General features: G+C 72.1%; 15 protein-coding genes and 2 pseudogenes. 9 read left to right on the forward strand and 8 right to left on the reverse strand.

Going from position 1 to position 14,354, the window contains the following annotated elements:
* Positions 1-19: 19 nt before the first annotated feature.
* From OG622_RS10135 to OG622_RS10155, 5 genes and pseudogenes are all read right to left on the reverse strand, one after another.
* Positions 20-1,315, reverse strand: a pseudogene (locus tag OG622_RS10135) (lysylphosphatidylglycerol synthase domain-containing protein); the annotation flags it as partial.
* Complete coding sequence (locus OG622_RS10140; RefSeq protein ID WP_371575004.1) at positions 1,312-2,277, reverse strand: methyltransferase domain-containing protein; 966 nt, start codon at positions 2,275-2,277, stop codon at positions 1,312-1,314. The pseudogene OG622_RS10135 and the gene OG622_RS10140, both read right to left, overlap by 4 nt.
* A complete protein-coding gene (locus tag OG622_RS10145) occupies positions 2,274-3,497 on the reverse strand; it encodes a glycosyltransferase family 4 protein (RefSeq protein WP_371575005.1) in 1,224 nt (407 codons plus the stop codon). Before OG622_RS10145 ends, OG622_RS10140 begins: the two co-directional genes overlap by 4 nt.
* Entirely contained in the window at positions 3,494-3,892 is a 399-nt protein-coding gene (locus OG622_RS10150) for a 6-pyruvoyl tetrahydropterin synthase family protein (protein ID WP_371575007.1), read from the reverse strand. Before OG622_RS10150 ends, OG622_RS10145 begins: the two co-directional genes overlap by 4 nt.
* 168 nt (positions 3,893-4,060) lie before the next feature.
* Entirely contained in the window at positions 4,061-5,044 is a 984-nt protein-coding gene (locus tag OG622_RS10155; RefSeq protein ID WP_371575009.1) for a zinc-binding alcohol dehydrogenase, read from the reverse strand.
* A gap of 106 nt (positions 5,045-5,150) precedes the next feature.
* On the opposite strand from OG622_RS10155, the gene OG622_RS10160 reads away from it, so the two are divergent.
* Positions 5,151-5,963: a CDP-alcohol phosphatidyltransferase family protein gene (locus tag OG622_RS10160; protein WP_371575011.1), complete on the forward strand. Its 813-nt coding sequence runs from the start codon at positions 5,151-5,153 to the stop codon at positions 5,961-5,963.
* Positions 5,964-6,102: 139 nt separating this feature from the next.
* A pseudogene (locus tag OG622_RS10165) lies at positions 6,103-6,401 on the forward strand (helix-turn-helix domain-containing protein); the annotation flags it as partial.
* On the opposite strand, the gene OG622_RS10170 reads toward OG622_RS10165, so the two are convergent.
* Positions 6,391-7,431 carry a LacI family DNA-binding transcriptional regulator gene (locus OG622_RS10170; RefSeq protein WP_371575013.1) on the reverse strand — a complete coding sequence of 347 codons (1,041 nt, stop codon included), beginning with the start codon at positions 7,429-7,431 and terminating at the stop codon, positions 6,391-6,393. The pseudogene OG622_RS10165 and the gene OG622_RS10170 sit on opposite strands and share 11 nt — an antisense overlap.
* Before the next feature lie 270 nt (positions 7,432-7,701).
* Here OG622_RS10170 and OG622_RS10175 point away from each other — a divergent pair, with 270 nt between their 5' ends.
* Together OG622_RS10175 and OG622_RS10180 are read left to right on the forward strand one after the other, a co-directional pair.
* Positions 7,702-8,463, forward strand: coding sequence for an SDR family oxidoreductase (locus OG622_RS10175; RefSeq protein WP_371575015.1), 762 nt, complete (start codon positions 7,702-7,704; stop codon positions 8,461-8,463).
* A 62-nt stretch (positions 8,464-8,525) separates the two neighbouring features.
* Entirely contained in the window at positions 8,526-9,536 is a 1,011-nt protein-coding gene (locus tag OG622_RS10180) for a Gfo/Idh/MocA family oxidoreductase (RefSeq protein WP_371575017.1), read from the forward strand.
* 343 nt (positions 9,537-9,879) lie between these two features.
* On the opposite strand, the gene OG622_RS10185 is transcribed toward OG622_RS10180, so the two are convergent.
* Positions 9,880-10,182, reverse strand: a complete 303-nt coding sequence (locus OG622_RS10185; protein ID WP_371575019.1) for a GntR family transcriptional regulator — start codon at positions 10,180-10,182, stop codon at positions 9,880-9,882.
* A gap of 170 nt (positions 10,183-10,352) precedes the next feature.
* Here OG622_RS10185 and OG622_RS10190 point away from each other — a divergent pair, with 170 nt between their 5' ends.
* From OG622_RS10190 to OG622_RS10205, 4 genes are all read left to right on the forward strand, one after another.
* Entirely contained in the window at positions 10,353-10,700 is a 348-nt protein-coding gene (locus OG622_RS10190; protein ID WP_371575021.1) for a hypothetical protein, read from the forward strand.
* On the forward strand, positions 10,697-10,933 hold the full coding sequence (locus OG622_RS10195) for a hypothetical protein (RefSeq protein ID WP_371575023.1): 237 nt from the start codon (positions 10,697-10,699) through the stop codon (positions 10,931-10,933). The genes OG622_RS10190 and OG622_RS10195 overlap by 4 nt, the downstream gene beginning before the upstream one ends.
* Before the next feature lie 52 nt (positions 10,934-10,985).
* Positions 10,986-11,372 (forward strand): hypothetical protein, encoded by a 387-nt coding sequence (locus OG622_RS10200; RefSeq protein ID WP_371575025.1) that lies wholly within the window; start codon positions 10,986-10,988, stop codon positions 11,370-11,372.
* A 78-nt stretch (positions 11,373-11,450) separates the two neighbouring features.
* Positions 11,451-12,104: a class I SAM-dependent methyltransferase gene (locus OG622_RS10205; protein WP_371575026.1), complete on the forward strand. Its 654-nt coding sequence runs from the start codon at positions 11,451-11,453 to the stop codon at positions 12,102-12,104.
* Between the two features lie 237 nt (positions 12,105-12,341).
* Here OG622_RS10205 and OG622_RS10210 read toward each other — a convergent pair whose 3' ends face one another.
* Positions 12,342-13,703: an endonuclease domain-containing protein gene (locus OG622_RS10210; protein ID WP_371575028.1), complete on the reverse strand. Its 1,362-nt coding sequence runs from the start codon at positions 13,701-13,703 to the stop codon at positions 12,342-12,344.
* 215 nt (positions 13,704-13,918) lie between these two features.
* Here OG622_RS10210 and OG622_RS10215 point away from each other — a divergent pair, with 215 nt between their 5' ends.
* The gene (locus OG622_RS10215) at positions 13,919-14,173 is read left to right on the forward strand and encodes a hypothetical protein (protein WP_371575030.1); all 255 of its coding nucleotides are present in this window, start codon (positions 13,919-13,921) and stop codon (positions 14,171-14,173) included.
* Positions 14,174-14,354 lie beyond the last annotated feature (181 nt).

Raw genomic sequence — 14,354 nt, forward strand, 5'->3', positions numbered from 1 at the left:
CGGTCAGCCCCTGGGAGGCGCCCAGACCGGCGGCGCCGAAGGACCAGGCGGTGACGCCCTCACGGGGGCCCCAGCCGCCGACGTTGAGCGGCAGGCTCATGGCGATCAGGGCCAGCAGCGCGAGGGGCAGCAGCTCCAGCGGGGTCGCGGCGGACCCGGCGACGCGTGCGGCGAGCAGGAACGTCACCACGTATCCGGCCAGTACCGCCACCGACGAGACCAGCACGGCCGGGCCGCTGTCGCGGTTCAGCAGCGCGCCGCGCGCCTCGGTGAGGGCGGCCCTGACCCTGCGGCCCCGGCCTCCTGCCGCGCTCGGCCTGCGGCCCATCCGGACCGCCGCCCAGATCGCCAGCGCGCCGAGCCCGACGAGCACGGCCACACCCGCCACGTGACGGGTCTGCTCCAGCACCGGCGACGGCAGCACCAGCAAAACCGTTACGCCCACGGCTGCCAGCACCAACTGGCCCGCCGTACGCTCGATCACCACCGCACGCACGCCCCGGCCCATGTCCCCGGAACTCCGGCCGTGCCGCACCGCGCGGTGCACGTCGCCGAGGACACCGCCGGGCAGTGCCGCGTTGAGGAACAGTGCACGGTAGTAGTCCGCGACGGCCGGCCCGAGCGGCAGCCTGATCCCGAGCGCCCGGGTCACCGCGCACCAGCGCCACGCGCTGCACACCGTGGTGAACACGCCGATCCCGACCGCCGCCGCCAGCGTCCCGACGTCGATCCGCCGCAGCCCGTCCACGAACACGCCGGTACCCATCCGCCAGAAGACGACGGCGAGGATGACCGTTCCGGCGAGCGTGCCGAAGTGGGTGCGCAGGGCACGGGTGAATTTGGCACCGGGGCGGGGCGGGGCGGAGGCCTCGGTCGAGGGGGCCTCCGGTGAGGTGGCGTCCGGCGTCGCGACGGGCACCGCCGTAGGGCGGTGCGGCATGGACGAGTCGGAGGCGGCCTCAGAGGCGGTGATCGACAGCGAGGTCGCACCGAGGATCGGCGTAACCGAGTCGGCGCCCACGTCCGAGGCGGCCGTCGGCGACGCGGTACGGCCGGCCGCCGCGGCCGGGGACGTCGCCGCCGAGCCCCTTTCGGAACCCTCGTCCGGGGCCGCCCCGCGCAGGTCCGTGCCCGGTTCCACCGCCGCGGCAGGCAGGTCGCGCGGGCCCGCGCCGGGTGTGAGCGCGCGTACCCTCGCCCGCGCCCCGGGCGTGCTCGCCCTCACGCGGGCCCGGACTCCGCGTGGACGTACGCGTACGCGGTCCTCCGTCGCCGGCGGGTGGGCCGCGACCGTCTCCTCCGCCGGCGCCGTCATGACACTCCGCCCGTCGGCCGGGGCAGGGCCAGGAGGTCGCTGTGGTGGACGACGACGCGGAGTTCGCCGGCCGCGTTGGCCTCCAGGCGGTCGCGGAGGTAGGCGTCGGCGCGCCCGGTGAGTTCGGGGCGCTGGTCGCAGGCGGCACCGACCCAGCCGCGCAGCCACTCCTCGGTGAGGGCGGTGTGCCGCGTGTCGAGCTGCCAGGGGCTCGGGTGGACCCGGACCGTGGCGCCCTGCTGGGCGAAGGCCTCGCAGGCCGTGGTGATCGCGTCCGGGCCGAGCAGATCGCTCGCGCGCTGGTGGGCGTTGAACGCCTCGGCGATCTCGGTGTCCATGGGATGCGCGGGAACGACGTCCACGCGTCCCACGACCGACAGGGTCAGCAGGGCGGGGACCCCGGCGCCCGCGCAGGCCGCGGCGAGCGCCTCGATCTCCTCGCGGGTGAGCACGTCGAGCAGCGCGGACGCGGTGACCAGCGAGGCGCCGGCCAGGTCGTCCGCCGTCAGCCGCCCGATGTCGCCGCGCCGCGTGGAGACCGTGACGGGGCTGCCGTCGGCGGCCGCGCGGGGCGCCCGCGCGACGGCCAGCCGCAGCAGATTCGGGTCCTGGTCGTGCAGCACCCACCGCTGGGCGCCGTCCAGCCGGGGCGCGAGCCAGCGGCCCATCGAGCCGGTGCCGCAGCCCAGGTCGTGGACGGTCAGCCCGGTGGCCCGGCCGGGCAGGTTCGCGAGGCGGATCCGCAGCGGGTCCAGCAGATCCGCCGCGCGGGCGTCGGCGTCGGCGCTCTCGCGCAACTCCAGCCACTGCGGCGCGTACTGGTGCCCCTCGGGTGCCGGCGTGTCACCACCGCGCCCCGCCATGCTCAGCGCGGCCCCGGAAGCGGACGCACCCGCCGCGGCGGTGCCACCCACGGACAGTGGCCCACCCGCGGACGCGGTCATATCGGCAGAAGTGGTCATGCCGCCCTCCGAGGTTCGTGCCGCAACCGTCCCAGTACATGGGCGAGGCTACGGGCCGTGGTCGCCCACCCGTCCAGCGCGGCCCGGCGCCCGCGCGCCGCGGCCTTCAGCCGACGCCGTACGTCGGCCTCCCCGAACCAGCCGCGCAGCTCCGCCGCGATGGCCGCCGGGTTCTCCGGCGGTACGAGGATGCCGGGGACCCCGCCGTCGGGGGCTCGGCCGACGGCCTCGGGGAGACCGCCGACGTCCGTGGCCAGGACGGGGATCCCGCGCGCGAGGGCTTCGGTGACCGCCATGCCGTATGTCTCGGCGTAGGAGGTGAGGACCATCAGGTCGGCGGCGGCGTAGCTGGCGTCGAGTCGCGCGCCGGCCTGCGGTCCGGCGAGGTGGAACCGGTCCTCCAGCCCGAACTTCGCGATCAGCGTGCGGATGTGGTCGACGTACTCGGGCTCCTGGTCGAGGCTGCCCACCAGCACACAGCTCCAGCGCAGTTCGGTGACGGTCGCGAGAGCCTCCACCAGCCGGTGCTGCCCCTTGCGCGGGGTGACCGCGGCCACGCACAGCAGCCGGGAGACGCCGTCGGTGCCGGAGGCGAGGGGTGCGATGTCGGCGCCGGGGGCGGCGACATGGACCCGCTCGGGGGCGAGCCCGTGGTGTGACACGAGTCTGCGGACGGCCCATTCGCTGGTCGCGATCACGGCGGACACACCCCGCAGGGTCGCCCGCTCCTTGGCGTCGAGTTCGGCGGCGAGTTCGGGCTCCAGACCCGTCTCGTCGCCGAGCGGCAGATGCACCAGCACGGCCAGGCAGAGGCGCTCGGCCTCGGGGAGGATGATCTCGGGGACGCCACAGGCGACCAGGCCGTCGAGGAGGACGACCGTGCCGTCGGGAAATTCGCGCAGCGTACGGGCGAGTTCGGCGCGTGCCGTCTCGGACGGGCTGGGCCAGCTGCCGTCGATCGCGTGCTTGTGCACCTGCCAGCCGAAGCCCGGCAGGTCGAGGCAGATCCGGCGGTCGTAGGCGTTGCCGCCGCTGGGCCGGGCCAGGTCGTCCACGCCACCCGGCATCACGAAGTGCAGGGAACGCAGCGACATCGGAACGATGGCCGCGTTCTTCAGCGCCGCGTTCTGCACGGGCACATAGCCGAGCCTCACTTGCTCTCCCCCGTTTGCCTGGGCGCTGGTGCCGACGGCCGCCCGGTCGATGGTCACGTCGGTCACAGAGCACGCTCGTAACTCGCCCAGGCGATGTGCGACTCGTGCAGGGTGACCGTGATTCCCGCGATGCCCTTGGCGTTCTCCCCCAGGGCGCCGTTGTGGATCCGCTCGGCGAGGCGGTCCGCGATCACCTTGGCCAGGAACTCCGTCGAGGTGTTCGTGTGGGCGAAGACGGGCTCGTTGTCGAGGTTGCGATAGTTCAACTCGCTCACCACGGCACCGAGCTCCTGCGTGGCCAGCCCGATGTCTACGACGATGTTGTCGTCGTCCAGCTCGGCGCGCCGGAAGGTGGCGTCCACGAGGAACGTGGCGCCGTGAAGGCGCTGCGCGGGTCCGAAGACCTCCCCGCGGAAGCTGTGGGCGATCATGATGTGATCGCGGACGGTGATGCTGAACAACGGACGACCCTCCAGTGCGGTACGTCTGCCCCCGGGCCGGGGCATGCCGTGTAGTACGGCTGCTCCCTACCCGTTGTTCAGCCGAGTTTTGCGGTTTCTTTGGAGGTCAATGTTCCGTTCGGGCAGTTCAGGGGCGGGTGGGACAACCCAGAACGCTCGACCTCCGGCTCACTCGGCACCGTAGCGGACCCGGTGGCACAAAATCCCCGGCAGTTCTCCGCTCGCCAGCTTCGGCATGACGTCCGGGAGCTCCTCGAAGGCACACTCTCCGGTGACCAGTGCGTCGAAGCGGGCGTCGGCGAGGAGCTCGAGGGCGAGCGCCAGCCGGTCCGCGTACGTACGTCCGACGCGCCCGGCCGGGGAGACGGTTCCGACCTGGCTGCTGCGGATGGTGAGCCGGCGCGAGTGGAAGGCCTCGCCGAGCGGCAGGGCGATCCGGCGGTCGCCGTACCAGCTCAGCTCGATGACCGTGCCCTCGGCGGCGAGCAGTTCGATGGAGCGGACGAGTCCCTGTTCGCTGGCGCTGGCGTGCACGACGAGGTCGCACTCCCCCAACGCGTCCTCGGGCAGCGCGAAGTCGACGCCGAGCGCGCGGGCGACGCCGGCGCGCGCCGGGTCGGCGTCGACCAACTGGACGCGCACGCCCGGGTAGCGGGCGAGCAGCGCGGCGACCGAGCAGCCGACCATGCCGCCGCCCACGACGGCGATCCGGTCCCCGATGAGCGGAGCCGCGTCCCACAGGGCGTTGACGGCGGTCTCCACGGTCCCGGCCAGGACGGCCCGCGCCGCGGGCACGGACTCCGGCACAACCGTGACGGCGCTCACGGGCACGACGTAGTGACTCTGGTGCGGATACAGGCAGAAAACAGTCCTGCCGAGCAGTGCGTCCGGCCCCTCTTCCACCCGCCCGACGCTGAGATAGCCGTACTTCACGGGAGCGGGGAAATCGCCCTCCTGGAAGGGCGCGCGCATGGTCGCGTGCTGGTTCTCGGGCACTTGGCCGCGGAACACGAGCGTCTCGGTGCCCCGGCTGACTCCTGAGTACAGCGCACGGACGAGCACCTCGTTCTCGCCGGGTTCGACGAGCGTCTCCTCGCGGATCTCACCCTGTCCCGGGGAGCGTAGCCAGAAGGCCTTGGCTGTCGGTTTCATGTGCGTCTCCGTGAACGGTCGGGCGGTTCGCCACGTACGCAGCGGTGGAAGTCGCGGACACGGTACGCGGCGATGATCCACTTGTCACACGTTCGGAAGGTATGCGGTGGCCCTGATCAACACATACAACGGCCGGCTGTTGCTCTCGGAGACGACCGTGGGCGCGGGCGCCCAAGTGCTGCTCCTCGCCTTCCTGGGCACGGCGATCGGACTGGGCCCGGCGGGCTGGCTGACCGGGCTGGCCTTCGGGCTCGCCACCTGGGCCGTCCTCAACCGCGCCCTGCTGCGCACCCGGACCCGCACCTTCGGCCCCGCCAACCGCGTCACCCTGGGCAGGGCGATACTCGTCGGCGCCGTCACCGCCCTGGTCGCCGACTCCTTCGAGAGCTCGCCGCCCGTCTCGCTCTTCGTCGGCCTGACCGCCGTGGCACTCATCCTCGACGGCGTCGACGGCAAGGTGGCCCGGCGCACGAACACCTCGACCGCGCTGGGCGCGCGCTTCGACATGGAGGTCGACGCGTTCCTGATCCTGGTGCTGAGCGTGTACGTCTCCATGTCGATGGGCCCGTGGGTGCTGCTGATCGGTCTCATGCGGTACGTCTTCGTCGCCGCCGCCAAGGTCGCGCCGTGGCTGAACGGTTCCCTCCCGCACAGCATGGCCCGCAAGACGGTCGCCGCGGTCCAGGGCGTCTTCCTGCTGGTCGCCGCCTCCGGCCTGCTGCCGTACGCGGCCGGCTTCGGCCTGGTCGCACTGGCGCTGGGCTCGCTGCTCTGGTCGTTCGGGCGGGACATCGCCTGGCTGTTCCGCCACCGCGAGGGCCGGAACGTGCCGACGGCCCCGGCGGCCGTGAACGAGACGGTGAGCGTGGCCGTGATGGCCCCCGCAGAGCGCCGGACCGCCGAGCTCGTCTCCAGCTGACCGACGGGCTCACCGCGAGCCGACCTCGTACGGGCCCTGCTCAACGAACCGTGAGAACGGTCTTGCCTCGTCCGGTCGGTCTCCCCGTGAGCGTGTGCCCTGGCGGCCTCGGCCGACGGGAAGGCCGCGTGGTCGACGCCTCGCCCAGTACGTCCGGATGAGCCTGCGCACCTTCGCCCGCCGCTTCGACGACTAGGTCGGCCTGAGTCCCGGCCCGCTCGCTCTCTCGCCTAGCAACGCGTGGCCCGCACCCGCCACCTCCTGGAATCCACCGACCTCCCGGTCGACGAGATCACCGGCCACGTCGGATTCGCCACGGGCACGTCACTGCGTCGGCACCTACACCTGCACGTACAGGCGGCGATCGGAGTACCGCCGCTGACGTGTCGACGTACCTTCCGGGCGGGAACCGACGCCCCCTCCGGGGCTAGCCGGTGACCGCCCCGGCCCCCGGCGGCATGTTGTACGGCGTCACCACCTGGATCGCCGACGGGAGGAACGGGCCCTCGTCGGGGAGTGCCTGGTGGGCGCGCATGATCATCTGGCAGGCGCGGCGTACGTCCTGGCGGAGGTCGTGGTGGAGCACGGCGGAGAGACGGTGCTCGCGCAGCAGCCGGGTGTTGTCGTGGTCGAGGTCGTGGGCGACGAAGACGTGCGGCTCGCGGCCGAGCGCGACGAAGGCGTCGAGTGTCGCGGTGTTGCCGCCGCCGATCGAGTAGACGGCGGCGATCCCCGGCTCCCGCTTCAGCGCCTCGTGGACGAGGTCCCGCTGGGTGGCGTCGAGGCCGTCGCTGTCGTTGACCTCGACGAGGGTCCGCCGCGGCTCGACGGCCCGCATCACCCCGCGGAAGCCCATCTCGCGCTCCTCCTCGTTGCGGTAGAAGCTGCGGCTGATCGTCACCAGCACGGCACCCGGCCGGTCGCCGAGCCACTGCCGGAGCAGATACGCGGCGGTCGCCCCGGCGGCCCTGTTGTCTATGCCGACGTACGCGCCGCGCGGGCTGCTCGGCAGGTCCGTCACGAAGGTGACCACGGGCACCCCGGCCGCGACCAGCCGTCCGACGGCGGCGGTCACCTCCGGGACGTCCGGCGCCTTGAGGATCACGCCCTGCGAACCGCGCCGGCCGATCCGGTCGAGCACCCTCACCATCTCCGAGGCGGACCCCGTCTCCCGGAAGTGGAAGCGGGACCGCACGACGGCCGGATGAAGGGACGGCAGCTCGGCCTCCAGCGCCTCCCGCACCGCTGTGGAGAACCGTTCCGGGGTCTGCATCACGATGTCGACCATGAACGTACGGCCGCCGATGCGCACCTGCGTCCGCTGCCGGTCCAGGTCCTTGACGGCCTGGTGCACCTCGCGGGCGGTGCTCTCGCGCACCCCGCCCCGGCCGTTGAGAACCCGGTCGACCGTGGCCTGGCTCAGCCCGGCCTGACGGGCGATCTCACGGATCGTGTAGGGGTGTGTCATGGCGGTGCGTCCCGGATCTCGCGGTGGTCCGGCCGTGGACCGACGGTGGTCGGGCGGTGGTCGGGCGGTGGGCCGAATGATGGGTTTTTGATGGTCGGCTGCGGGTTGTACGAGGGCCCCCGCGCCCCAACACTGACAGAGGCGACGGCGCTGGGAAAGCCCGTACGGCTTGGACCGTGGACTGGGAAAGCCGTACGGCTTGGACCGTGACAGGCTCCGGCACGGCCCGCCGGAGCCGACCGGGAGCCGATCGAAAGGACACGCCCTCACATGGCACTACTGAAGGACAAGGTCGTCCTCGTCAACGGCGGCAGCCAGGGCGTCGGCGCGGGCATCGTCCGGGCGGCCCTGCGCGAGGGCGCGACCGTCGCGTTCACGGGCCGCCGGGCCGAGGTCGGCGAGAAGCTCGCGGCGGACACCGGCGCCACCTTCGTGCGGGCCGACCTGGCGGACCCGGCGCAGGTGCGCGGCGCCGTGGAACAGGTGATCGCGGCCCACGGGCGGGTCGACAGCCTCGTCAACGCGGCCGGTCTGACCTCCCGGGGCTCGCTCCTCGACACCTCGCCCGAACTGTTCGACGCCCACATCGCGATCAACCTGCGCGCCCCCTTCTTCGCCATGCAGGCGGTGGTGGAGCACCTGGTCGCCCGCGAGGCGCCCGGCACGATCGTCAACATCGGCTCCAACTGCGCGCACGGCGGCCCACCGCACCTGGCCCCCTACTCCGCCGCGAAGGCCGGCCTCGCGGGCCTCACCCGTAACGCGGCCCACGCCCACCGCTGGGACCGCATCCGCATCAACGACCTCAACATCGGCTGGACGGAGACCGAGGGCGAGGACGCGATCCAGCGGGACTTCCACGGCGCGGGCGACGACTGGCGCGAGCGGGCCGCCGCGAGCCTGCCGATGGGCAAGCTCGGTCAGGTCGACGAGATCGCCGACTTCGTCGTCCTCCTGCTGTCCGCCCGCAGCGGCGTGGTGACCGGTTCGGTGATCGACTGGGACCAGAACGTCCTGGGCACCTCCGACTGACTGACCTGCTTCCCCTCCCGTCACATCTGCTACATCTGCACTTTCCGAAAGGGACACTCGTCATGCGCATTGGCATTCTGGGGCTGGGCCGTATCGGCGCCTTCCATGCCGGGACTCTCGCCGGGCTCGACGTCGTGGAGCAGCTGGTGGTCTCCGACCCGCTGGCCGCGGCCGCCGCCTCCGCCGCCGAGAAGTTCGGCGCGACGGTGGCCGACTCGCCCGAGGCCGTGTTCGCCTCCGGGATCGACGGAGTCGTGGTCACCGCCGCGACGGACGCGCACCCGGGGCTGATCCTGGCCGCGGTCGAGGCGGGCATCCCCGTGTTCTGCGAGAAGCCGGTGGCCAAGACGATCGAGGCGAGCCTCGACGTGCTGCGGGCCGTCCAGGCCAGTGACGTGCAGGTCCAGATCGGCTTCAACCGCCGCTTCGACGCGGGTTGTGTGACCGCACGGGAGGCCTTCCTCAACGGCGAACTCGGCGAGCTGCACACGGTGCGCTCCACGACGCTTGACCCGGCGCCCCCGCCGGCCGGCTACGTGGCGTCCTCGGGCGGTATCTTCCGGGACTGCGCGGTGCACGACTTCGACGTCGTCCGCTGGGTGACGGGCCGGGAGGTCGTGGAGGTCTACGCGACCGGCGGCAACCGCGGCGCGGCCTTCATCAAGGAGGCCGGCGATGTCGACACCGCCTCCGCGCTCCTCACCTTCGACGACGGCACGATCGGCGTCATCTCCAACTCCCGCCACAACGCCCGCGGTTACGACGTCCGCCTGGAACTCCACGGCATGAAGGACAGCATCGCCGCCGGCCTCGACACCCAGCTCCCCCTGCGCTCCGCCGAGCCGGGCGTCACCTTCCCCGCCGGCCCCCCGCACAACTTCTTCATGGACCGCTTCGCCCCCGCCTACCGCGCCGAACTCATCGCCTTCACCGAGGTCGTCGCCGGCACCCGCACCTCCCCCTGCACCGTCGCCGACGCCATCGAGGCCAGCTGGATCGCCGAGGCGGCGACCCTGTCGGTGGCGGAGCACCGGCCGGTGCGGCTGGACGAGGTGCGCAAGGGCGTCGCCTAGCCCGCCCCTGTCACGAGGCCGCCCTGGCGTGGGGCGGCCTCGTGACGCTGGACGGGGTCGCCGCTCAGCCCCTCGCCGTGCGGACCGTCCGTCACCCAAGCGACAAGACGCCCGACCCCACTTGCGCCATCAAAGTGAGGAGGCGGTGCGACACGCCCCGCGAGGACCGCCTCCTCACACGACCGCGCCGCTCAGGCCTCCGCCGCGAACCCCACGAACCGCGCCCACTCCTCACGTCCGACTGCGGAGTTAGGCATCCTTGATGCGTTCGCGTTCGGTGGAGTGGCCATGAACGGGCGCAGAGTCGCCAGGGCACACCGGGCCGGACTCCATGCGTCATACGTCAGTCGGCGGATTCGTCAGCCTCAGACGCCTCGACGGGCGGCTCGGGCAGAAGGCCACGCTCAGCAAGGTCGAGCGAGACGTAACTGCCTCTGTGCGCGATCGTGAAGACGTACCCCTGATCTCGGAGGTACGCCACTGCGCGTCGGGCCGTGGCGCGTGCGACGCCGTATCGCTGCACAAGCTGCGGTTCGGAGGGGATCGCACGGCCCGGCTGGAGCGCCCCACTCTTGATGTCGGCGATGATCTCCGCCGCGATCTGCTGGTACGGCGGGATGTACGAGCCGTAGTCGATCTCACCCATGGGTCTGACCGTAAGCAATGAGGTACAGCCCTGCTTGTCCATCTACATACAGGTGCTTCTATTAGACATAGGTAGACAAGCCTCCGTCCTCAGGGCTACCGTCCAGACAGAAAGACCCCCGCGACCGTCCGACCGGTCCGGGGGCATGGCCACCAGCCTCTGAGGAGCTGATGACAGTGAGCATTATCCACGCCTTCGCGCTGTGGATCCTGGGCCTGTTCGCGCCCGGTACCGGCAGGCGTAGGGCGGACACACGCCCCGCCGGGCAAACCCTCGCTCGTATGCCGGAGGTGCCCCGCCCGCCCGCGCCGTGGCCTCCGGTGCGCCGGTCGCCGTACGGCCTCGAAGAGCCGTTGCCCGGCGAGGCGACGGCCGTGGTCCGACCGTATGTCGTTGTCGCTGAGCAGGAGTGTGAGCGGGCGCGGCAGCGGCAGCGCCGTGTCGCCATGGTTCTGGCGGCGGACTTTGGCATCGATCTTGACCTGCATGTGCTCGGCGCTGAGGCGGTGGCCCGGTGAGCGAGCAGAGCGAGCGTTCCGAGGCGGCCCCGGGTGGGACGCGTGCGCCGGTGCGCATGTGTGTGCGCTGCTGTGCGATCACCGATGCGCCGGTCGTCGTCTCCGAGGTGCACCAGGGCTCCGGTCCCGGCTTCACGGTGTACGCGTGCCGGGACTGCGCCCCGCACTTCCCACGCGTGCCTGATGTCCTGTCGCTGCCGCCCGCGTCCCGCCGCGGTGGTGGCGATCGGTGAGCGGCGGGCACACGGTGAGGGTGCCGACCCTCGGCCACGGCCCGGTGCACGCATGAGCCTGTGGGACCGCGAGGTCTCCCTGCTCCTGCGCGACCACACCATGGTCCGCGACATGGCCGAACGGATCCTCGGCAACGCCGTCACGTACGTCATGGGCTCCATCGAGAACCCCGACGTCCACCTGGGCGTCGGCAAGCTCGTCGACATCGGCGTCCACCAGCTCATCCTCGACACCCCCGTCTGGTGGGGCATCTGCCGCCTGTACAACGGCGGTCGGTTCAAGCACCACGCGCCGTTCATCGAACGCCGCCGCGACGGCCTGTGCCTGCGCACCGGCGACTTCCTCCGCTCCCAGGGCTGGGCGATCGACGAGGAGCTGTGGGCCATCGACGGCACGGACTGCTCACCGTGCGACGACAAGGTCCCCGACAGCCACTGACCCCGGCTACAGTCGCCCCCGCCCTCACGGCTCCCCGAGGGCGGGGGCTCCCGCATCCCGACGACCAGAGGAACAGCTGTGCCCGTACCGCACGACATCGCCGCCGAGACCGAACTGTGGGACGCATACGCCGAGTCCGCGTTCAAGGACGACGCCGAGCCGTCATTCTGCTGGACCCAGTACCCCGGCCACGGCCCCGGCCCCGAACTCCTCGGCAGCCCGGAGACCGTGCTGGAGATCGGATGCGGCACCGGCCGCGCCCTCGCCCACCTCGCACAACAAGGCGTCAAGGCCACCGGGGTCGACCTGTCGCCGCGCATGGTGGCGCTCGCGGGCGAGAGGTGGGCGCCGCTCGGGGTGCGGATCGAGCCGGGAGAGATCGTCGATTGGCTCGCCGCCGACGAGGGGCGGTACGACGCCGTGTACTCCATCTTCGGCGCGGCCTGGTTCACCGACCCGTCCCGTCTCTTCCCCCTCGTCCACAAGCACCTCGTCCCGGGCGGCGTCTTCGTGTTCTCCCAGCCGCCGGCCATCCCGGGCGCCTACGGGCCGCAGGGCATGTACAAGGGCGGGTTCGCGGGGAAGGCCATGTTCACGTACCGGTACAGCTACAAGCCCGCAGTGTGGGAGCGGCACCTGTTCCGGGCTGGTTTCACGTCCGCTGAGGCGACGGTGGTGGATGCCCCGAAAGCCGGGCACATCGGCACGCTCGTCGTCCAGGCCCGCGCCTGACAGTCGCGTCACGGCCCCGGCCGGGATCCTCCGTAGCCGAGCGGGGCCACTTCATGGCCCACGGAATGGTCCGCCCGCGAGTGCCAACCCAGTGCCGGCGGCCTGAGACCATCGAGCGCATGGGCAAGCACCGCTGACCCGGACCCCCGAACCAGCCATCCCGCGCGGTCCCACCATGGATGCCGACGACCCTCTGTCCGCGTACAGCACGCGGCGCCGCCCGCCGATGGACGTCTTTCAGAACAGTGCCAGGCCCTCGCCGCCGGTGTCCGCGATGACTGGCCGGGACTGGGCAGGGAGGTCGTCCACGCGGTCAGGACCGGCCGCGGCGGCCACGGCAGGGGCCGTCTCGGCCAACCAGACGCGAAACCGCTCGACGGCTTCGCGGTAGGGGACTCGCGCCAGGACACGGTGCTCGCCGGAGGGGCAGCAGTCGACGGCGACAGTGAGCAGGCAGGAACGGGGCGCGTTCTGACTGCCCGTCCAGGACACGCGCAGAACACCGCACGGCGTGCGCCCGCGGGGGACTCGGTGGGTCGGGCGCAGTGATCGGCAGGCTATGTGGGCGGTCCATGCGGCGAGGTGCGGCAGGGGCAGGGTGGTGCGGGCGCGGCAGCCGGGGCAGCGGTGCCAGTGGCGGAGCCAGTCGTCGGTGTCGGTGTGGAAGAGGCGTGTGTAGCGGTTCGCCACCCGGATGTCGTTGCTGTACAGGTGGTCGGGACGTTCCAGTGTGTTGCAGGACTGGCAGACGGGGGCGCGGACGTAGCCGTGTTCGTGGCAGTGGTCGAGGACCGCGGCGGGCGCGCCGCGGCAGACGGCGCACGCCCACCCGGCCACCCTGCGGGAGGTACCGGGCTTCCTGCTGAGCACCGAGTACAGCTGGCCTTCCAGCTCTGCCTTGTACGGGCGCGGTGAGGCGGCGGGACCCTCGGGGCTCGTCGTCCGCCGACCGTCGACGTCTCGCCGACCGTCGGCGTCTCGGGCCCGCCCGGGGTGGGAGGGCGGCTCGGTGGCGGCTGCGCCTGCCCGGCGGGTCCGCGCGGCTTGCACCCACTGCGCTTCGGCGTGCTCGGCCGCGTCGAGCAGCCTGACCATGGCGCGCGGCAGCCACCACGTCCGCTGCGTCCCGTCGCGGGTCTGCTCCACGAGCAACTGTCGCCAGTCGATCCCCGCCAGATGGTACGGCCGGCCGAGGTCACGTCGTGCTGCCCGCTCGGGGCCGCCCGGCTCCCGCAGTTCCCCCGTGATGCGTCGGCGCCAACGCAGCGGCGTCTCCTCGTCGCACTCCTGCCTCGGCGCCCCACGAAACGGACCGATGCGGACCAGGTCCTGCCGATCCATCCCCACCGCGTTCAGTTCCGCGGCCGCCCGGCGCACCTCACCCTCCGGAACACTCCACTGACCGCCGCTCGCCCTCACCGTCGCCACCACATGGCCGCCGAGCAGGACGTACCCCACCCGGGCATGGGCAGGAGAGCAGGTGAATGCCCCAGAAGCCGTCGGCACAGCACTGTCGGCCGTCAGATCGACCCACAGAGCGTCCGCGACACTCAGGGTGATCAGGCCGTCCGTGCGACCGGACATGACACGCTCTGACATACCGACAGGCTAACGGCGCCGACGCGGCAACGGGCTTCCAAGCGCCGACCGCTGGGGCGTGGAGCCGTACCCGCCGAGCGGCAGGACCGCCTGGGCCGAGATCGACAGCCCCGAAGTGAGGACCGCCCCAGCAATCGGATGAGCTGGGCCGGGAGCTGACGCGGGCCTACGGCTGGGGTCCCCGGTACGTCGTGGAGTGCGAGACCGCGGCGCGCGTGCGTCCGCCGCGCCGGATCATGGAGCGGGCCGTCGAGGCCTATCGGGCCGGGCGCATCGGGGTGCGGGCCGTCGCCATCGCGGCCCTGAGCGGCGCCGATTCGCGTGCAACCGAGCGGGAACTCGACGAGGCCGGCATCCGGCCGCCCCAGGCCCCGCCGTCGGGGCGTGTCGACGTACGGGCCCTTATCGTCCGGCGCGACGAGCCGCGCCGGACCGCGAAGCCGCCCGAGGACGGACAGGAGTTGCGGTAGTGGCCGACTGAAGCACTCAACGGCCCAACCGAGGCGCCCAGTAGCAGCACCTTGGCGGGATCGCTCGACCGGCCCGGCACCCCCAGTGCGTACACAAATTCGGATCCTCGGAAATCACGCAAGCGCGTTGACGGCGCTAACAAGCTACCGCCATGCTTGAAGCGCCAACAAGGCGCATCCA

Origin of the sequence: Streptomyces sp. NBC_01314, assembly GCF_041435215.1 — a bacterium.
Classification (GTDB): Bacteria; Actinomycetota; Actinomycetes; order Streptomycetales; family Streptomycetaceae; genus Streptomyces.

What these genes read in the sequence shown, in the direction of transcription:
- OG622_RS10140 (WP_371575004.1), bottom strand. Translation starts at nt 2,277, where the DNA reads ATGACCACTTCTGCCGATATGACCGCGTCCGCGGGTGGGCCACTGTCC.
- OG622_RS10155 (WP_371575009.1), bottom strand. Translation starts at nt 5,044, where the DNA reads ATGAAACCGACAGCCAAGGCCTTCTGGCTACGCTCCCCGGGACAGGGT.
- OG622_RS10170 (WP_371575013.1), bottom strand. Translation starts at nt 7,431, where the DNA reads ATGACACACCCCTACACGATCCGTGAGATCGCCCGTCAGGCCGGGCTG.
- OG622_RS10175 (WP_371575015.1), top strand. Translation starts at nt 7,702, where the DNA reads ATGGCACTACTGAAGGACAAGGTCGTCCTCGTCAACGGCGGCAGCCAG.
- OG622_RS10180 (WP_371575017.1), top strand. Translation starts at nt 8,526, where the DNA reads ATGCGCATTGGCATTCTGGGGCTGGGCCGTATCGGCGCCTTCCATGCC.
- OG622_RS10185 (WP_371575019.1), bottom strand. Translation starts at nt 10,182, where the DNA reads ATGGGTGAGATCGACTACGGCTCGTACATCCCGCCGTACCAGCAGATC.
- OG622_RS10190 (WP_371575021.1), top strand. Translation starts at nt 10,353, where the DNA reads ATGACAGTGAGCATTATCCACGCCTTCGCGCTGTGGATCCTGGGCCTG.
- OG622_RS10200 (WP_371575025.1), top strand. Translation starts at nt 10,986, where the DNA reads ATGAGCCTGTGGGACCGCGAGGTCTCCCTGCTCCTGCGCGACCACACC.
- OG622_RS10210 (WP_371575028.1), bottom strand. Translation starts at nt 13,703, where the DNA reads ATGTCAGAGCGTGTCATGTCCGGTCGCACGGACGGCCTGATCACCCTG.